Consider the following 18,760-nt stretch of genomic DNA (forward strand, 5'->3'; position numbering starts at 1 on the left):
TCCGTTTTTCCTCTCCCGCCCTCGGGCGGGTGGCAGGAGTGGGTGGCGCGGCCCTACCGGCTTCGCCGCCCGGTGTCCGACTTCTGTAGATTTACTCATGAATACTCCCAATAAAAGCGCGCCTGCATCGGCACCTCCCCGGCGTCTGAACTGGAACGATCCCGGGGTGCGCTCCGTGGTCTATCAAGTCCTGGCGCTGGCCGCGGTGGCCTGGGCCGTGTGGTTCCTGGTTTCAAACACCCTGCACAACCTGTCCGTGCGCAACATCGCCACGGGCTTCGGCTTCCTGGACCGCGAGGCCGGCTTCGCGATCGGCGAAACGCCCATCGCCTATACCCCTGCGGACACCTACGGCCGCGCCATCCTGGTGGGCCTGCTCAACACGCTGCGCGTAGCCGTCATCGGCATCGTGCTGGCGACCATCCTCGGTACGCTCATCGGCATCGGCCGCCTGTCCAAGAACTGGCTGGTCGCCAAGATCACCTCGGTCTATGTCGAGATAATGCGCAACGTGCCGCTGCTGCTGCAGCTGTTCTTCTGGTACGCGCTGATCACGGAAAACATGCCCGGTCCGCGCCAGGCGCACAATCCGCTGCCCGGCGTCTTCATCTCCAACCGTGGCTTGAAGGTGCCGGGGCTGGAAGGCAATTCGCTGGACTGGATGCTGGCCGGACTGGGCCTGGCCATCGTGGCGATCATCCTGCTGGGCCACTGGGGCAAGAAGCGCCAGGAGGCCACCGGCCGCGTGTTCCCGCTGGGCCGCGCCGCCATCGGCCTGCTCATCGGCTTTCCCATCATCGGCTGGCTGGTCAGCGGCGCTTCGCTGACCCTGGACATGCCGGAGCTCAAGGGCTTCAACTTCTCGGGCGGCCTGACCTTGTCGCCGGAATTCGCCGCCCTGATGGCGGGCCTGGTGATCTACACCTCGGCCTTCATTGCCGAGGTCGTGCGTTCAGGCATCCAGGCGGTCAACAACGGGCAGTGGGAAGCTGCCGGCTCGCTGGGCCTGCGCCGCAAGCAGGTGCTGCGCCTGGTGGTGCTGCCGCAGGCGCTGCGCGTGATCATCCCGCCGATGACCAGCCAGTACCTGAACCTGACCAAGAACAGTTCGCTCGCGGTGGCCATCGGCTACCCCGACATCGTGTCGGTGGTGAACACCACGCTGAACCAGACCGGCCAGGCCATCGAGGGCATCCTCATCATCATGGCCGCGTACCTCACGGTCAGCCTGTCGATCTCGATATTCATGAACTGGTACAACAAGCGCATCGCGCTGGTGGAGCGTTGATATGAGCAGCACTTCGCATATCCCCGCCGAAGGCCTGCCGCCGCCCAGCACCCAGGTGGGCGCCTGGGCCTGGATCAAGTCGCGCCTGTTCTCCTCGCCGCTGAATATCCTCATCACGGTGCTGCTGGCGTGGTTCCTGCTGATGGCAGTGCCGGCGCTGGTGGAATGGGCCTTCATCAAGGCGAACTTCTCCGCGGCCAACGCGCAGGAGTGCCGCGCTTCCGGGGGCGCCTGCTGGGCGTTCATCATCGAGAAGCACCGGCTGATCCTGTTCGGCACCTATCCCTACGACGAGCAATGGCGTCCGCTGATCGCAACCATCATCCTGGTGGCCGTGATCGTCTGCAGCGGCATCCGGCGCTTCTGGAACTGGAAGCTCGCCGTCATCTGGACCGTGGGCCTGACGGCCGTGGCGCTCCTGATGTGGGGCGGCGTGTTCGGCCTGACCTACGTGGAAAACGCGCGCTGGGGCGGCCTGCCGCTGACGCTGATCCTGTCCACGTTCGGCATCGCCTTCGCCTTCCCCATCGGCGTGCTGCTGGCCCTGGGCCGGCGCTCCAAGATGCCTGCCATCAAGGCGCTGTGCGTCGTGTACATCGAGCTGATCCGCGGCGTGCCGCTGATCAGCCTGCTGTTCATGTCCTCGGTGATGCTGCCGCTGTTCCTGCCCGAAGGCTTCTCCATCGACAAGCTGCTGCGCGCGCAGATCGCGATCATCATGTTCGCGGCGGCGTACATCGCCGAAACGGTGCGCGGCGGCTTGCAGGCGATTCCCAAGGGCCAGTACGAGGGCGCGGATTCGCTGGGCCTGAACTACTGGCAGCAGATGCGCAAGATCATCCTGCCGCAGGCGCTGAAGATCGTGATCCCGCCGCTGGTCAGCATTTTCATCGCGCTGTTCAAGGACACCTCGCTGGTGGTGATCATCGGCATCTTCGACCTGACGCTGGCGGCCAAGGCGGCCTTGTCCGACGCGGCATGGCGCGGATTCGGGGTGGAGGCGTACCTGTTCATTTCGCTCATCTACTTCGTCTTCTGCTTCTCCATGTCCAAGTACAGCCAGGCGCTGGAAAAACGCCTGGCCACGGGACACGCACGCTAGAACTTTGCAGCGCGTCCGCCCCGTGCGGACGCGCACCGCGATACTTACGGGAGTACAGGCATGTCTGATGCCATCATCAAATTGCAGGACGTGAACAAGTGGTACGGCCAGTTCCACGTGCTGCGCAACATCAACCTGGACGTCGCGCCGGGTGAGCGCATCGTGGTGTGCGGGCCGTCGGGCTCGGGCAAGTCCACCATGATCCGCTGCATCAACCGCCTGGAAGAGCACCAGAAGGGCCACATCATCGTGGACGGCACGGAGCTCACCAACGATCTCAAGCACATCGAGACCATCCGCAAGGACGTCGGCATGGTGTTCCAGCACTTCAACCTGTTCCCGCACCTGACCGTGCTGGAAAACTTGACGCTGGGGCCCATGTGGGTGCTGAAGAAGCCGCGCGCGGAAGCCGAGGCCACGGCCATGAAGTACCTGGAGCGCGTGCGCATTCCGGACCAGGCCAAGAAATTCCCTGGCCAGCTCTCGGGCGGCCAGCAGCAGCGTGTGGCGATCGCGCGTTCGCTGTGCATGAGCCCCAAGATCATGCTGTTCGATGAGCCGACCTCGGCGCTGGACCCGGAAATGGTCAAGGAAGTGCTGGACGTGATGGTCAACCTGGCGCAGGAAAGCGGTATGACCATGATCTGCGTGACCCACGAAATGGGCTTCGCGCGCAAGGTCGCCAACCGCGTGATCTTCATGGACCGCGGCGAGATCATCGAGCAGAACAGCCCGGACGAGTTCTTCGACAATCCGCAGAACGACCGGACCAAGCTCTTCTTGAGCCAGATCCTGCACTGATGCTTCAAAACCGCCTTCGGGCGGTTTTTTCTTGGGGCGGCGGGTTGCCGTGACGGGGCAGCGGCGTGAACAGCCAGGGGTTCTGCTGGTATCTCTTTGTTACGCCTTATTCCTCGCTGCGGTATGCTACTGACCGCTATTGATCCGAAGCGAGGAGAACAACATCATGACGCAGACCCCCCGCAGCGCTGTGCGCCGCGCCCTGTTGCAAGGCGCCGTGGCGCTGGCCGCCACCCTGCCTTTCGGCGCCCCGGCGCTGGCCCAGGCCACCGATTTCCCGACCAAGCCGCTGCGCTTCGTCGTGCCTTACCCGCCTGGCGGCCCGCTGGACACCATGGCCCGCATGCTGGCCGAGAAGGTGCGCGGCTCGCTGGGCCAACCGGTCATCGTGGAGAACCGTTCGGGCGCGGGCGGCAACATCGGCGCCGACCTGGTGGCCAAGGCGCCGGCCGACGGCTACACGCTGGTGATGGGCGCGGTCGCGACCCACGCCATCAATCCCTGGCTGTTCGCCAATCTGCCGTATGACCCGGTGAAGGACTTCGCGCCGGTGACCATCGTGGCCTCGGTGCCCAATGTGCTGGTGATGAACGTCGAGTTCGCGCAGAAGAACAAGATCGAGAAGCTGGCCGATCTGATCGACTACGCCAAGAAGAATCCGGGCAAGCTGAACTACGGTTCGGGTGGCAACGGCAGCGCGGGCCATCTGTCGGGCGAGCTGCTGAAGGCGCGCGCGGGGATCAATGTCGAGCACATTCCTTACCAGGGCGCGGCGCCTGCGCAGTTGGCGCTGCTGTCGGGACAGTCGGATTTCATGTTCGACAACCTGGCGGCTTCGGCGCCGCTGATCAAGGACGGCAAGGTCAAGGCATTGGCCGTGACGACTGCCAAGCGTTCTTCGCTGCTGGCGGATGTGCCTACGGTGGAAGAGTCGGGGATCAAGGGCTTTGACCTGGGGACCTGGTTCGGGGTGTTCACGACGGGCGGCACGCCGGCGCCGGTGGTGGCTAAGCTGAACAAGGCTTATGCCGATGCTATGCAGCAGGCGGATGTGAAGCAGCGCTTGTTGACGATGGGGTCTGAGGCTGCGCCGATGACGCCTGAGGCGTTTGCTGAGTTCGTTAAGGGGGAGAAGGCGAAGTATCAGGAGATTGTGAAGATCTCGGGGGCTAGTTTGAATTGATGTTTGTTTAGCGCCGGGTGGTTCTTTAGACGCCCGTCGCGTCGGCGGCCCGCGGTGTGCGGGGCTGCGATTGCGGTCCGGAGCGTTCGCTCCGGACTTGCCTCGGCGGCCCCCCCCTTCGTCATCTTCGTCACCGCCTGCGGCGGTTCCTTCAGATTCCCTCGGGCTTATCGACGCCCCGCACACCGCGGGCCGCCGACGCGACGGGCTCTGGCGGTTGAAACTTGACGTCAGCTGGGGCGATTGGCGTTCTTCTGGTTCTTGCCGACATCTGTGTTTGGTGGCGTGTCTTGCGGGGCCCGCCCCAGGCCGGCCGCGCGGGCGGCCTTTTGGGGCTTACGCGGTGTCTTGCGTCGGGATGGTGTGTGTTTGCGTCTTGCGTTTTGCGCCTTGCGCTCCGCGCCTTGCAGTGCGGTTCGTGGTCTATGCTGAGCGTCCTTGCTTATTGATCTGGGGCCGTCATGCATCTGCAAGCTGCCATTCCCATCTTGCGTATTTTCTCCGTCGAAAAGGCGCGCGAGTTCTATCTGGATTTTCTCGGGTTCGAATGGGATTGGGAGCATCGCTTCGAGCCGGGCATGCCGCTGTATGCGCAAGTGCATCGCGGCGACCTGACGCTGCACCTGAGCGAACACCACGGCGATGCCACGCCCGGATCCGCGGTGTTCGTGCGGATGCGGGGCGTGGACGAGTTCCAGGCCGAGGTGAACGCCAAGGGCTATGGCTATATGCGGCCCGGCGTGGAAGAGATGCCGTGGGGGCGGGTGATGGCGGTCATCGATCCGTTCGGGAATCGGTTGAGCTTCTGCGAATCATCCGACTAGACGCCCAGGTAGCGCTGCGCGAGTTCGGGCTGCGCGGCGAGCTCCGCGGGGCTGCCTTGCCAGACCACGCGGCCTTTTTCCAGGACGTGGTGGCGGTCGACGAGCGTCGCCATTTCCTTCAGGTTCTTGTCTATCACCAGGATGGTCTGGCCTTCTTCCTTCAGGCGGCGCAGGCAGTTCCAGATTTCGTGGCGGATCAGCGGCGCCAGGCCTTCGGTGGCTTCGTCCAGGATGAGCAGGCGCGGGTTGATGAGGAGGGCGCGGCCAACGGCGAGCATTTGTTGTTCGCCGCCGGACAGCGTGCGGGCGGATTGGGCGCGGCGCTCCTTCAGGCGCGGGAACAGGTCGAAGACGCGGCCGACGTGCCAGCCGGCGCGGGTGTTGCGGGCGGTGGCGATCAGGTTTTCTTCCACCGACAGCGAGCCGAAGACGCGGCGGCCTTCGGGTACCAGGCCGATGCCCAGCTGGGCGATGCGGTGCGGGGCCTGGCCCGCGATGGGTTGGCCGTCGAGCAGGATGCTGCCGCCCTGGGCGGGCAGCATGCCCATGATGGTCTTGACGGTGGTGGTCTTGCCCATGCCGTTGCGGCCGATCAGGGATACGACCTGGCGCGCGGCGATGTCCAGGTCCACGCCGAACAGCACTTTGCTCGCGCCGTAGCCGGCCTGCAGTTGCTTGAGTTGCAGCATCAGTCCTCCTCGCCCAGATAGGCGGCGCGCACGTCGGGATGGTGGCGCACCTCGTCCGGCGTGCCTGTAAAGATGGTCTTGCCGTAGACCAGCACGGTGATCCGGTCGGCCAGGGCGAAGACGGCGTCCATGTCGTGTTCGACCAGCAGGATGGCGTAGCGGCCCTTCAGCTCCTGCAGCAGGGCGGTCATGCGTTGGGATTCCTCGGCGCCCATGCCGGCCATGGGCTCGTCCAGCAGCAACAGCGAGGCATCCAGCGACAAGGCCATCGCCAGTTCCAGCTGGCGCTTTTCGCCGTGGGCCAGTTCCGAAACCCGTACGTGGGCGCGGCCGCCCAGGCCGACGCGTTCCAGCGCCTCTCTGGCGGGTTGGCGCAGTTGCGGCAGGCGGCGGGCGTTCTTCCACAGGTTGAAGCCGCCGGGGCTGTGCGCCTGCACCGCCATGGCGACGTTGTCCTCGGCGCTGAAGGCGGGGTAGAGCTGGCTGATCTGGAACGAACGCGCCAGCCCGGCCGCGGGCCGCTTGTGGGCGGGCATGCGGGTGATGTCGCGGCCATCCAGCAGGATGTCGCCCGAGTCCGGCAGGATCTCGCCGCTGATCTGCGACAGCAGCGTGGTCTTGCCCGCGCCGTTGGGGCCGATGAGCGCATGCAGTTCGCCGGGCCGGACCTGCAGGTTGACGCCTTGGGTCGCGCGCACGGCGCCGAAGGATTTCTGCAGGTCGCGGATTTCCAGCTTGGGATGATCAGTCATGGTGCTTGCCTCCCACCAGCCAGCCATAGACGCCGCGCTTGCCGAACAGCACCACCAGCACCAGCACAGGCCCCAGGATCAGCATCCAGTGTTCGGTCCAGGCGGTGGCGACCTGTTCCAGGCCCAGGTACACGGCCACGCCCAGTACGGGGCCAAAGATGGACCCCATGCCGCCCAGGATCACCATGGCCATGAGTTCGCCGGACTTCTGCCAGGACGACATGTCGGGGCTGACGAAGAGCGCGTAGTTGGCCCACAGGGCGCCCGCCAGCCCGGTGCCCGCGGCCGACAGCACGAAGGCGGTGAGCCGGTAGCGCAGCGGTGCCAGGCCCAGTCCGATACTGCGGCGCGGATTCTGCTTGATGCTTTGCAGCGCCATGCCGAAGGGCGAATTGACGATGCGGCGGCAGGCCAGGATCCAGGCCGTCATGAGCGCCAGGCAGACGTAATAGAAGGCGGTGGGGTTGTTCATGTCCAGGCCGGGCAGGGTGTTGCGCGTGTCGATGGACAGGCCATCGTCGCCGCCGTAGACCATCAGGCCGACCAGGATGAAGTACAGCATCTGTCCAAAGGCCAGCGTGATCATGATGAACTGCACGCCCGAGGTCCGCAGCGACAGAAAGCCGACCACCAGGCCGGCGAGGGCGGCGGCAGCGATGGCCAGCGGCCACATCACCAGCGCCGCGTTGCTGCCGCTCCAGCCGAACAGTGTGTCGCCCTGGCTCAGGTGAAAGCCCGCGATGCCGATCACATAGCCGCCCAGCCCGAAGAAGGCGGCATGGCCGAAGCTGACCATGGCGCCGTAGCCCAGGATCAGGTCCAGGCTGACGGCGGCGATGGCGTAGATGAGAAAGCGGGTCATCAGGTTGATCAGGAAGCTCTCGCCCGTGGCCGACGCGATGGCCGGCACCAGCACGAACAGCAGCAGTCCAATCGTGTTGACGATGGTTTTTCTGGTCATGGGTATCGTTCCTATCGCTGCGCGGGCACCAGGCCGCGCGGCTTGAACAGCAGCACGATGGCCATCAGGATGTAGATGCTGGCCGAAACCAGGCTGGAACTTGCCGAGTCCGACAGCTCCGGCGGCAGCAGCCGCGACATCCAGAACGGGATGTAGGCGCGCCCCAGCGCATCGGTCATGCCTATCATCAGAGAACCGACCAGCGCGCCGCGCACCGAACCCACGCCACCCACCACGATGACCACGAAGGTGGTGATGAGGATGCGCTCGCCCATGCCGATCTCCACCGCCAGGAGCGGCGCCGCCATTACGCCGGCAAAGCCGCAGAGCAGGGCGCCTAGCGTGAAGATCAGCGTGAACAGGCGCTGGATGTTCACGCCCAGCGCGTCGACCATTTCGCCGTCGTCGGCGCCCGCGCGTACCAGCATGCCGACGCGCGTGCGCGAGATCAGCAGCCACAGCCCCAGCGCCACCAGCACGCCAGCGCCGATAAAAGCCAGCCGCATGAGGGGATAGTTCAGGCCGGGCAGGATCTCCACCGAGCCCGACAGGAAGGGCGGGATGTCCATGAAGGGCGGGCTGCGGCCGAACAGCACCGTCACCATCTCGTTGGTGAACAGCGTCAGGCCCAGCGTGGCTAGCACCTGGTCCAGGTGGTCGCGGCGGTACAGATGGCGGATCACCAGCAACTCCACCACCAGGCCATAGAGCGCCGCGCCCGCCAGCGCCGCCAGCAGCGCGGCCAGGAACGATCCGGTGGCCGCCGCGGCGCTGGCCGCGCAGAACGCGCCGACCATGTAGAACGAACCGTGCGTCAGGTTGATGACGTTCATGATGCCGAACACCAGCGTCAAGCCCGCCGACAGCAGGAACAGCAATGCGCTGTACTGCAGGCCATTCAAGACCTGCTCCAAAAACATCAGCATTGGGGACTCCTCGTGGAGTGGGCCCGGCGGACTGCGCGCAATCCGCCGGGCGTCGTGCGGACTTACATCTTGCAGTCGGCGGCGTGCACGTCGGTATGGTCGCGGGCGATGACCTTCAGGTTCTTGTAGACCAGCTTGCCGTCGGGGCCGGCCTCGATGTGCAGCAGGTACCAGTCCTGGATCGGGTGCTGGTTGGGGCCGAACTTGAACTTGCCGCGCACGCTGGGGAAGTCGGCGCGGCGCAGCGCGTTGCGGAAGTCGTCAGCGCGGCCGGTGATGTCGCCGTCCACGGCCTTCAGTGCGGAGCCGATCAGGTTGGCGGTGTCGTAGGCCTGGGCCGCGTAGGCGGTGGGCGCGCGGTTGTAGGCCTTGGTGAAGGCTTCGACGAAATGCTTGCTCTGCGGGTTGTCGAGATCCGCGCTCCACAACGAGCTCAGGTAGAAGCCCTTGCCGGCATTGCCGGTCGCGGCCAGCATGCGGTCGTCCATCGAGTAGATGGGCGTGATCATGCGGATCTTGTCGGCCAGGCCGGAGTTGGCGAATTGCTTGGTCAGGTTGATGCCCGCGCCGCCGGGGTGGAACTGGAAGATGGCGTCGGGATTGAGCGAGCGGATGCGCGCCAGTTCCACCGAGAAGTCGGCCTGTTCCAGCTTGGTGTAGATCTCGTCGGCGATCTCGCCCTTGTAGGTGCGCTTGAAGCCGGCCACCGCATCGCGCCCGGCCTGGTAGTTGGGCGCCATGATGACCACGCGCTTGGCGCCCAGCTCGTTGGCGGCAAGGCCCGCGGTGTCGGCGTAGGAGTCGTTCTGGAACGCCACCGAGAAGTAGTTCGGGTTGCAGGCCTTGCCGGCGTAGTTGGAGGGGCCCGCGTTCAGGCTGACATAGAAGCCGCCCGCGTTCAGCACGGTCGGCCCCACGGCCGCCATGACGTTGGAGAAGTTGATGCCCGTGAACAGCCGCACGCCGCCCTGCACCATCTTGTCGGCGATCTGCTTGGCGTTGGCGGGCTTGAGCGCGTCGTCCTCCACGCGCACATTGACCGGCACGCCGCCGAGTTTGCCGCCGCCTTCCTTGACCGCCAGCATGAAGGCGTCGCGCTCGTCTTCGCCGATGTAGCCGGCGGGCGTGGACAGGGTGCCGATGAAGCCGATGTCGACCGGCTTTTGCTGCGCGCCGGCCGCGAACGCGGTCAGCGCAAGCACGAGGGCGGCGCTGCCGCGGATTGCGGTTTTTCTCATGGTTGTCTCCTTGGGTGCCTGCATTTGTTCTATTGAGAGGATTGCCCCGCGAGGCAGTTTTCCACCTTCCAGCCGTACAGCCACTGCAACGCGTCGTAGAACTGGGACTGGCTGCGGCCGGTCCACAGCATGTTGCGCACGGTGCGTTCGACGCCCCGCGCGTGATAGAGCCTGCCCATTTCGCGCGTGGACCACACCACCCGCGCGCTGCGCGGGATGCGGACGGATTCGTACAGGCGGAACGCGGCCTCCAGGTCTTGGCCGCATTGCTTCACGGCTTCGCCCAATGTCACCGCGTCCTCCAGCGCCATGCAGGCGCCCTGGGCCATGTATTGCGTCATAGGATGGGCGGCATCGCCCAGAATGGTCACGCGCCCCTGGCCCCAGCGTTCCACGGGCTCGCGGTCGGCGGTGGCCCAGCGCTTCCAGGACGTGGGGCGGTCCAGCATCTGGTGCGGACGCGGGTGGATGCCCTGGAAGTAGGACAGCACTTCTTCCTTGCTGCCCTCGCGCACGCCCCATTCTTCCTGTTCGCGGCTGTGGAAAGTCACCACCAGGTTGTATTGCTGGCCGCCGCGCAAAGGGTAGTGCACCAGATGGCAGTGCGGGCCTGCCCACAGCACGGGGGCGTTGATGCGCAGCTCCTCGGGCATGTTCTCGCGTTCGACCACGGCGCGATAGACCACGTGGCCGGTCACGCGCGCCGGGTCGCCTACCATGCGTTCGCGGATCACGGACTTCACGCCGTCTGCGCCTACTACGGCGTCGGCGCGATAGCGGTTGCCCTGGGTGTCCACGACTTCCACGCCCTTGTCGTCCTGCGACATGGAGGCGATCTGGGTGGAGGTGCGAAAGCTGATCAGCGGATTCTGCTGCACGGCCTCCAGGATGGACAAGTGAATGTCGGCGCGATGGATCACGGCATAGGGGCCGCCGAAGCGCTCGCGGAAGGCCTCGCCGGTATCGATGCGCACCACTTCGCGGGCGTCCACCGCATCCATCATGATGATGTGGTCGGTAAACACGGCGCGGGCGCGGGCGGTCTGGCCCACGCCCAGGGCGTCCAGCGCCGCGAAGGCGTTGGGACCGAGCTGGATGCCGGCGCCGATTTCGCCGATGTGCGCGGCCTGCTCCAGCAGCTGCACGGCGATGCCTTGCCGGGTCAGCGCCAGCGCCGCGGCCAGGCCGCCGATGCCGCCGCCCACCACGATCACGGATTTATCGGTTTGCGTTGCGTTCATGTATGGCCTCCGCGCCGTTCAGTCCTGGCCGCCCAGGAACACGCCTTGTTTCACCAGCTGCGCCTGCAAGGCGGAAATGGGCACGTCACCGGGGGCGATGCCTGCGCGCAGCGCCATGGCAGCCGCCGTGCCCGCGGCCTCGCCCATGACGAAGCAGCTGCCGCTTACGCGAGCCGCCGACTGGCCTTCGTGCGTCATCGAGGCGCAGCGCCCGGCCACTAGCACATTGCCCGCCACGCCCGGGGCGCGTTTGGGCACCATCATGCGGAATGGCAGTTGGTTATAGCCGCGGGACTCGGGGATCGGCGGCCAGAGCCATTGCACGTCGCCGGCCGTGTGCATTTCCAGCGGCCAGCCATTGACGCCGATGCTGTCCGGAAAGTCGGCGCAGCCCAACACGTCTTCCTTGCTCAGAACGGCCTCGCCCACGATGCGGCGGGTCTCGCGGATGCCCAGCTGCGGCGCGATGTCCAGCACATAGGCGTTCTCGAAGCCCGGCACCTTGGCGCGCAGGAAGGCGAGGTATTGAACGATCTGGCGGCGGCCTTCGAGCTCGCCGGCCGACAGGGAATCGGCGTCGGTGCCGTCGGCCGCGCTGCCGTCGGCGTTGGCCAGCTGGGTCACGTTGACCCGCCACTCGTAGTCGTGCTTTTGCGGGCGCACGATGGCGCCGCGGCGCGGGAAGGTGAATTCGCCGCTGGCCGCGGCTTGGTCCATCAGCTGGGGGATGGTCTTCCAGGCTTCCTGCGCGCGGGCGCCGTCGACATTGCCGACCTTGAACATCAGCGTGGGATAGAGCATGCCGCCGTGCTCGTCGCCTTTCTCGAAGGGCAGGCCGCCCCATTGGGCGATATCGGCGTCGCCCGAGCAATCGATATAGACCTTGGCGCGCACGGCGCAGCGGCCGGACTTGGTTTCCAGGAAGAGCGCATCCACGTTGCCGTCGGCGCCGCGCGCCAGGCCGGTGGCCAGCGCATGGAACAGCACCTGTGCGCCGCTGGCCTGGACCAGCCCGTCGGCGGCGCACTTGAAGGCCGAGATGTCATAAGCCTGGGCGTGGACCTTGCCCAGGATCAGGTGAGGCTCGTTGAGCCCGTCCATGGCGCGCATGCGGTCCAGCAGGTCGTCCGTCATGCCGTGGACCACCTGGCGGATGTCGCCCCGGATGTTCGCGTGCAGGCCGCAGAAGTTGGATACGCCGGCCGCCGTGCCCATCCCTCCCAGGAATCCGTAGCGTTCCACCAGCAGCACGCTGGCGCCGTTGCGCGCGGCGCTGGCGGCGGCCAAGAGGCCGGCGGGGCCGCCGCCCAGCACGACGACCTCATATTCGCCGTAGAGCGGAACCTGGCGGGCGGGTTCGGTGATGAGCATCCCGTGTTCTCCTTGTTTGGGTTGCGCGGCGTGGCCGGGCGCCGGTTTACTGGCCCTTGATGCCCAGCTTCTTGATGAGCGGCTCCCAGCGCTTGAGTTCGTCGTCCATGTAGGCGCGGAACTCGGCGGGCGTGGTGCCGGCGGGATCCATGAACTGAGCCTGCAGGCGCTTGGTGACCTCGGGATCACGGATGGCCTGGATCAGCGCGTCGGACAGCTTCTTCTGGATGTCGGCGGGAACCTTGGACGAGATCACGAAGCCGATCCACGCCGAGCCCTCGATGCCCGGCACGCCGACTTCGGCCAGCGTCGGGATGTCGGGCAGCAGGGCGGAGCGCTTGGAGGAGGTGACGGCCAGGGCCTTCAGGCGTCCATCCTTCACCATGGGCATGACGGCGATGGGCGGCAGCGCGGCGAACTGCGTGTCGCCGGACAGCAGCGAGGTCAGCGCCGCGGGCGACGAGGGATAGGGCACGTGGGTGGCGCGCGCGCCGGTCTGCTGCAGCATCAGTTCCACGGCCAGGTGCGACACCGTGCCGGCGCCCGTGGAAGGGAAGTTGTATTTGTCCGAATTCTTCTTCAGCGCTTCCAGCAACTGGCCGATGTTGTCGATGCCGGCCGAGACGGGCACGACCAGCACATTGGGCTGGTGCACCGCCAGCGTCAGCGGCGCCAGGTCGGTTGCCGGCGCATAGGGCAGTTTGTCGAACAGCAGAGTATTGTTGACCAGCGGGCCGGTAATGGACACGCCGAAGGTATAGCCGTCGGGCTTGGCGTTGGCGATGGCATAGGTGCCGATGTTGCCGCTGGCGCCCGGCTTGTTCTCGATGACGATGCTCTGGCCCAGGATGGCGCCGGCCTTTTCGCCAACGATGCGCGCCACCTGGTCGGGGCTGGAGCCCGGGCCGAAGGGCACAATGGCCTTGAGCGGCTGGGCCGGCCAGGCCTGGGCCTGCGCGGCGGCCAGCGGCGCAAGCGCGGCCAGTCCCAGGATCAGGGCATGGGCGGCGATACGGCGCGCGTAGGGCTTATGCATGGGTGTCTCCGAGATCCTTCATGGTGTTGAAATAGGTTTGTTCGTTGGCGATGAAGGCCGCGACCATGGCGCGATAGGTGGCGTCCACCACCTGGTCCAGGTTGGCGAAACCCTGGTTGTGGCGTTCGGCCAGCAGGCGCGCCTTTTCGAAGACCTGGGCCTGGCGGGCCGGGGCGCTGACCTGGAAGGCGTCGCGCTTGAAGCGCGCGGCGTCCTTCACGTACATGGCGCGTTCGGCGATCAGGCGCACGATCTCATCGTCCAGCCTGTCGATGTTGGCGCGCACTTCCGCCAGGTTGGCGCATAGCGGGCGGTAGGCGGGATCGGTGTATTCGCGCAGCGGCGCGCCCTGGGTGTCGGGTTCCTGGTTGCTCACTTGGTGTAGTCCGGTTGCTGGGTGGGAGCCGCCTGCTGGAAGGCGGGCTGCGCATTGCAGTGTTCATAGACGCGCATGGCGCGCGGATAGGCCGACAGGTCGCAGCCCATGCGCTGGGCGTTCGCCATCTGCGGCACCAGGCAGCAGTCCGCCAGGGTGGGCGCGTCGCCGTAGCAGTAGGCGCCATGGCCGTGGCGCGCCAGCAGCGCTTCCACAGCCGTCATGCCCTCGCGGATCCAGTGGTGATACCAGGCGTTCTTCTGTTCTTCGCTGGCGCCCAGCACGTCCTGCAGATAGCGCAGGATGCGCATGTTGTTGACGGGGTGGATGTCGCAGGAGATGGCGTCGGAAAGCTCCAGCACGCGGGCGCGCTCCAGCGTGCCGGCGGGGATCAGGCGCGGCTCGGGATGGGTGGCGTCCAGGTAGTCGACGATGGCCAGCGACTGCGACAGCTGGGTGTCGCCATCGATCAGCAGGGGCACGCCCGCGGAAGGATTCTTGGCCACGTAATCCGCCGCGCGCTGCTCCTGCTTGCGCAGGTTCACAGGCAGGTACTCGTACGGCAAACCCTTGAGCGCCAGCGCGATGCGCACGCGATAGGAGGTGGAACTATTGAAGAAGCTGTGCAGTTGCATGCGGGTTCCTGGAAGGTTCACACCATCTGCACGCTGAGCGTGCCCAGGCCGTCCACGCCGCCGACCATCTTGTCGCCGCGCACCACCGGACCCACGCCTTCGGGGGTGCCGGTGTAGATCAGGTCGCCGGCTTCCAGGCGGAAGTACTTGGACAGGTAGGCGACGGTTTCGGCGACGGACCAGATCAGCTTGCCGATGTCGCTTCTTTGCTTGTCGGCGCCGTTGACCTGCAGCCAGATGGCGGCCTGGTCGATGTTCTTGACCGCGCCGGCAGGATGCAGGGGGCCGATGGGCGCGCTCAGGTCGAAGGCCTTGCCCAGTTCCCAGGGCCGGCCGGCTTCGCGCATCTTCATCTGCAGGTCGCGGCGGGTCATGTCCAGGCCCACGGCATAGCCCCAGACGTGCTGCAGCGCGTCGTCGACGGCGATGTTGGCGCCGCCCTTGCCAATGGCCGCCACCAGTTCGATCTCATAGTGCAGATTGGCGGTCTCGGAAGGATAGGGCAGCGACAGGGTGCTGCCTTCAGCCACCGGCACCACGGCGTCGGCCGGTTTGCAGAAGAAGAACGGCGGTTCGCGGTCGGGGTCGAAGCCCATTTCGCGGGCATGGGCGGCATAGTTGCGGCCGACGCAATAGACGCGGCGCACGGGGAAGCTGTCCTGGCTGCCGGCAACGGGCACGGCGATGGGAGCGGCGGGGTCGAAGACGAAAGACATGGGTCACCTTTGAGGAATGCGGGGCGGGGCCTGGCGCGGCCCCGGCCTGATACGGAAGTGGAGGGAGCGCGCCGGCCTTTAGCCGACGCGCGCTTCGCGCCACACGCCCAGCGCGTCCTGCACGGGGCGGTCGGAATAGCTGAACAGGGTGGCGTCGTCCAGCGCGGCCAGCTGCACGGGCTGCCAGGACGGCGCGACGAAGACGTCGCGCGGGCCGAAGTGGAATTCCTGGTCGCCGATGCGCGCGGTGCCGCGGCCTTCGACCACGCTGTAGACCGTGGAGTCGGTGCTGCGGTAGGTCTTGCCCTGGAATCCGGCGGGCAGGAACTGCATGAAGGTCGCCATGGTCGGCATGGGGTAGCCGCCGGTGGCCGGATTCAGGTAGCGCAGCTTCACGCCGTCCCAGGGGTCCAGTTCGCCGTGGCGGTAGAGCTGGTCCAGGGCTTCGCGGCTGCGTTCATAGGGGTAGTTGAAGATGGGCGATGTGCCGCTGGAGGTTTGGTGGCGCACGGGCGCCATGTTGTGGCCGTAGCGCGCCATGCTGTCGCCCTCGGGGCGGGTCACGGGTTGTGTGGCCGAGGGATAGTTTTCGGCGAAACCCGCGTCCAGGAAGCGCAGCAGCGGAATGTCCAGGCCGTCCAGCCAGACCACTGGCTCGCCGCCTTCGGCGGTTTCGGCGTTGCCATGGTCATGCCAGGTCCATGACGGTGTGATGATGAAGTCGCCGGGGTGCATGGTGGTGCGTTCGCCGTTGACCGCGGTGTAGGCGCCGCGGCCTTCGACGATGAAGCGCAGCGCCGACTGCGTATGGCGGTGGCTGGGCGCGATTTCGCCAGGCAGGATCAGCTGCAGGCCCGCATACAGGCTCTGCGTGATGCTGGCCTGGCCGGGCAGGCCGGGATTCTCCAGGATGAGCACGCGCCGCACGGCTTCTTCCGCCGTGATGAGCGAGCCGGACGCCATGACGTCGTCGCGCACGTCTTCGTACTTCCAGATGGCGGGGACGCAACGCGGCGCGGGTTCGCGCGGCACCAGGTTGTGCAGCGACTCCCACAAGGGAGCCATGTGTTTTCTGGCGATGCGTGCGTAATAGGCGGCGCGGTCCGCGCCGGGGGTGTGACCGTCGGGCATGCTTGTCTCCGGAATGTCCGGCTGGCGCCGGCTTCGCGTGGCCGCCGCGTGGCTCGCGGCTGGTCCTGATATGGAGACGATTATGCGTAAGGAGCTATGTGTTTTGAAATGAATTTATCTTATTATCCATACCAATAAGAATATACATAGACGAGACGAGGGCCTGCATGGACTGGACCCACCGGTTGCGCCTGCGCAATCTGAAAATGCTGCTCAGCCTGGCCCAGACCCGCAACATCAGCCATTCGGCGGCGATGCTCAATACGACGCAGCCGGGCTTGTCCAAGTGGCTGAAGGATCTGGAAGACGACATCGGGCTGCCGCTGTTCGAACGGCACGCGCGCGGCCTGCGGCCCACGCCGCACGGCGACGTGCTGATCGCGCATGCCCAGCGGGTGGAGGCGCAACTGGATCGCGCCAGCGCGGACATGGCGGCATTGCGCGAGGGCGGCGGCGGCCGGGTGGTGATAGGCGCGTCGGGCGCGTCGGCGTCGGACACCGTGCCGCTGGCGGTGATGAAGCTGCTCGAGCGCATGCCGCAGGCCCGCGTGAAGCTGGTGGAGGGTACGACCGACCAGTTGCTGGCGCAGTTGGCGCAGGGCGACCTGGACATCGTGGTGGGGCGTTCGGCGCCGGAGCATCACGACCCGGCGATCCGCTTCGAGGCCCTGTACCTGGAACCCATCCACCTGGTTGCGCGGCCGCGCCATCCGCTGTTCGCGATCGAGCAGCCCTCTTGGCCAGACCTGCTGTCTTACCGCTGGATCCTGTGGCCAAAAGGCACGCCTATCCGCAATGCGGTGGACGCGGCGCTGGCGGCGGCGGGCCAGGCGCCGCCGCCGGACCACGTCGAATCGAATTCGGTGACCATCAATCTCACGTTGATCAATAACAGCGACATGATCGGGGTGGCTTCGCACCGGGCGGCGCTGCGGTTTTCGCAGATGCGGGCGATGCGGATCATTCCGGTGCGTCTGTCGGGCTTCGGGTCGGTGGCGATGTACTGGCGCGAGGATGCGTTCCGTCCGATCGCGGTGCAGGAGGCAATGGCGGCCTTGCGCAGCACGGTGGCGGAACATGCGCCGGGCGCGGCGAGGGCATGATGGATGCGCCGCGGGCGGGCCTGAACGCGTTGATCGCGCAGTGCCGCAAGCTGGAGGCGGCGCTGCCGGATCAGGACCAACCGGCTGCGTCGGCGGCGATGCATCGCTTCGTGGCGGAGATGGATGCGCGTCGCGCGCCGCCGGGGATGTGGTCGCCGCTGGTGTTGGCGGTGTTGGTGATGACAGGCGGGCTGGGCGTGGGGATAGGTTTGCTGAGCCTGCTGCTGCGCGGCGCGGGGCCGGCGTTGGCGGCGTTCGCGCTGGTGCTGGTCTGTGCGGCGACGGCCCTGGCGTTGGCCATTGGCGTGGTGGCCTTCATGGGCGGGCATGCATCCGGCCTGGTGGTGCTGAAGCGGCTGGCCTTGGGCTTGATTGCTGTCGGCTTCCTGGGCGTGATCGGGTGGACGCAGGGAGACGTTCGGGCGGTGGGACCGGTGGTGGCTTTGCTTGGCGGGTTGGGGGCTTGGCTGGTGCTCAATAGCAATGGGTTTTATGTGTTTGCGGGGTATCAGATGGCGCGGAGGTATATGGAGCGGCGGGGGTGATGGTTTGGTTTTTGAGGCTGTGGGTTCTTGAGGAGGCTGTGGGTTCTTGAAGAGGCTGTAGGTTCTTAAGGCGCCCGTCGCGTCGGCGGCCTGCGGGGCGCGGGGCAACGATTGCGGTCCGGAGCATTCGCTCCGGACTTGCCTCGGCGGCCCCCCCCCGTCGTCATCTTCGTCCAGGCCTTCGGCCTTCCCTTCAGATTCCCTCGGGCTTATCGACGCCCCGCGCCCCGCAGGCCGCCGACGCGACAGGCTCCGATGTATGAATCTTCACGGGCGCTGGGGCGGTCGGTGTGTTTGGCATTCTCGCCACGGCTAGTGGGTTGGGGCGTGTCTTGCGGGGCCCGCCCCAGGCCGGCCGCGCGGGCGGCCTTTTGGGGCTTACGCGGCGTTTTGCGTCGCGTGTTGGCGCTGCGCGCTGGTGGTTGGTGAATTTGGGTATGCGGGGAGTTGAAGCGCGTCGGTTTGCCAACAATCGTCTTTCAACGTCAGTGCCGGATGGGTGGCGCGCGTGACGGTCAGCATGCGCAAGTAGTTCGCCACCGCGCGCCATCCATCACCGCCCATTCCCCATGAGCTGGCGACCATTAGCAAACCACTCGCCGCATTCGCGCAAGCGAACACAATCGAAATTCAAGAAATCACGTATGTCATTCACGGCCGCCCGCGCGGCCGAGAATGACGGGCAGCCCAAGAATCGTCCCTGACCACAGCTCTAGCAGCGCATCAGTCCAAGATTCAAGTAACCCATCGGCGCGGGCGCCTGAGTGGCGGGCAACCTCGATGCGCCCGAGGGAATCTGAAGGGAAGGCCGAAGGCCTGGACGAAGATGACGACGGGGCAGT

General features: G+C 66.2%; 19 protein-coding genes. 7 read left to right on the plus strand and 12 right to left on the minus strand.

Annotated features, from left to right (window positions below; all coding sequences use genetic code 11):
* Positions 1–97 precede the first annotated feature (97 nt).
* The 5 genes from DXK93_RS13425 (at position 98) to DXK93_RS13445 (ending at position 5,198) form a co-directional block, all read left to right on the plus strand.
* Entirely contained in the window at positions 98–1,288 is a 1,191-nt protein-coding gene (locus DXK93_RS13425) for an amino acid ABC transporter permease (protein ID WP_054458955.1), read from the plus strand.
* A 1-nt stretch (position 1,289) separates the two neighbouring features.
* Complete coding sequence (locus tag DXK93_RS13430; RefSeq protein WP_054458957.1) at positions 1,290–2,390, plus strand: amino acid ABC transporter permease; 1,101 nt, start codon at positions 1,290–1,292, stop codon at positions 2,388–2,390.
* A gap of 60 nt (positions 2,391–2,450) precedes the next feature.
* Complete coding sequence (locus tag DXK93_RS13435) at positions 2,451–3,191, plus strand: amino acid ABC transporter ATP-binding protein (RefSeq protein ID WP_042795434.1); 741 nt, start codon at positions 2,451–2,453, stop codon at positions 3,189–3,191.
* 166 nt (positions 3,192–3,357) lie between these two features.
* Entirely contained in the window at positions 3,358–4,374 is a 1,017-nt protein-coding gene (locus tag DXK93_RS13440; RefSeq protein WP_054458959.1) for a tripartite tricarboxylate transporter substrate binding protein, read from the plus strand.
* Between the two features lie 461 nt (positions 4,375–4,835).
* The gene (locus DXK93_RS13445; RefSeq protein WP_054458962.1) at positions 4,836–5,198 is read left to right on the plus strand and encodes a glyoxalase superfamily protein; all 363 of its coding nucleotides are present in this window, start codon (positions 4,836–4,838) and stop codon (positions 5,196–5,198) included.
* Here DXK93_RS13445 and DXK93_RS13450 read toward each other — a convergent pair.
* The 12 genes from DXK93_RS13450 to gtdA form a co-directional block, all read right to left on the minus strand.
* Positions 5,195–5,887: an ABC transporter ATP-binding protein gene (locus DXK93_RS13450; protein ID WP_054458964.1), complete on the minus strand. Its 693-nt coding sequence runs from the start codon at positions 5,885–5,887 to the stop codon at positions 5,195–5,197. The genes DXK93_RS13445 and DXK93_RS13450 overlap by 4 nt on opposite strands.
* Positions 5,887–6,639 (minus strand): ABC transporter ATP-binding protein, encoded by a 753-nt coding sequence (locus DXK93_RS13455; RefSeq protein ID WP_119450289.1) that lies wholly within the window; start codon positions 6,637–6,639, stop codon positions 5,887–5,889. The genes DXK93_RS13450 and DXK93_RS13455 overlap by 1 nt, the downstream gene beginning before the upstream one ends.
* On the minus strand, positions 6,632–7,600 hold the full coding sequence (locus DXK93_RS13460) for a branched-chain amino acid ABC transporter permease (protein WP_054458968.1): 969 nt from the start codon (positions 7,598–7,600) through the stop codon (positions 6,632–6,634). The genes DXK93_RS13455 and DXK93_RS13460 overlap by 8 nt, the downstream gene beginning before the upstream one ends.
* 11 nt (positions 7,601–7,611) lie before the next feature.
* Entirely contained in the window at positions 7,612–8,526 is a 915-nt protein-coding gene (locus DXK93_RS13465) for a branched-chain amino acid ABC transporter permease (RefSeq protein ID WP_082401347.1), read from the minus strand.
* Positions 8,527–8,588: 62 nt separating this feature from the next.
* Complete coding sequence (locus DXK93_RS13470) at positions 8,589–9,764, minus strand: ABC transporter substrate-binding protein (protein ID WP_054458970.1); 1,176 nt, start codon at positions 9,762–9,764, stop codon at positions 8,589–8,591.
* Positions 9,765–9,793: 29 nt separating this feature from the next.
* Positions 9,794–11,005 (minus strand): 3-hydroxybenzoate 6-monooxygenase, encoded by a 1,212-nt coding sequence (locus DXK93_RS13475; protein ID WP_054458972.1) that lies wholly within the window; start codon positions 11,003–11,005, stop codon positions 9,794–9,796.
* A gap of 18 nt (positions 11,006–11,023) precedes the next feature.
* Entirely contained in the window at positions 11,024–12,376 is a 1,353-nt protein-coding gene (locus DXK93_RS13480) for an FAD-dependent oxidoreductase (protein ID WP_119450290.1), read from the minus strand.
* A 46-nt stretch (positions 12,377–12,422) separates the two neighbouring features.
* The gene (locus DXK93_RS13485; protein ID WP_119450291.1) at positions 12,423–13,412 is read right to left on the minus strand and encodes a tripartite tricarboxylate transporter substrate binding protein; all 990 of its coding nucleotides are present in this window, start codon (positions 13,410–13,412) and stop codon (positions 12,423–12,425) included.
* Positions 13,405–13,788, minus strand: a complete 384-nt coding sequence (locus DXK93_RS13490) for a chorismate mutase (protein WP_054458979.1) — start codon at positions 13,786–13,788, stop codon at positions 13,405–13,407. The genes DXK93_RS13485 and DXK93_RS13490 overlap by 8 nt, the downstream gene beginning before the upstream one ends.
* Positions 13,785–14,423 (minus strand): maleylacetoacetate isomerase, encoded by a 639-nt coding sequence (maiA, locus tag DXK93_RS13495; protein WP_054458981.1) that lies wholly within the window; start codon positions 14,421–14,423, stop codon positions 13,785–13,787. Before maiA ends, DXK93_RS13490 begins: the two co-directional genes overlap by 4 nt.
* A 17-nt stretch (positions 14,424–14,440) precedes the next feature.
* On the minus strand, positions 14,441–15,139 hold the full coding sequence (locus DXK93_RS13500) for a fumarylacetoacetate hydrolase family protein (protein WP_119450292.1): 699 nt from the start codon (positions 15,137–15,139) through the stop codon (positions 14,441–14,443).
* A 78-nt stretch (positions 15,140–15,217) separates the two neighbouring features.
* The gene (gene gtdA, locus DXK93_RS13505) at positions 15,218–16,270 is read right to left on the minus strand and encodes a gentisate 1,2-dioxygenase (protein WP_054458986.1); all 1,053 of its coding nucleotides are present in this window, start codon (positions 16,268–16,270) and stop codon (positions 15,218–15,220) included.
* A 167-nt stretch (positions 16,271–16,437) separates the two neighbouring features.
* Here gtdA and DXK93_RS13510 point away from each other — a divergent pair, with 167 nt between their 5' ends.
* Together DXK93_RS13510 and DXK93_RS13515 are read left to right on the plus strand one after the other, a co-directional pair.
* Complete coding sequence (locus DXK93_RS13510; RefSeq protein ID WP_054458988.1) at positions 16,438–17,373, plus strand: LysR substrate-binding domain-containing protein; 936 nt, start codon at positions 16,438–16,440, stop codon at positions 17,371–17,373.
* Positions 17,373–17,918 (plus strand): hypothetical protein, encoded by a 546-nt coding sequence (locus DXK93_RS13515; RefSeq protein ID WP_119450301.1) that lies wholly within the window; start codon positions 17,373–17,375, stop codon positions 17,916–17,918. The genes DXK93_RS13510 and DXK93_RS13515 overlap by 1 nt, the downstream gene beginning before the upstream one ends.
* Positions 17,919–18,760: the final 842 nt, after the last annotated feature.

This window comes from Achromobacter sp. K91 (genome assembly GCF_003576205.1).
Classification (GTDB): domain Bacteria; phylum Pseudomonadota; class Gammaproteobacteria; order Burkholderiales; family Burkholderiaceae_B; genus Achromobacter; species Achromobacter aegrifaciens.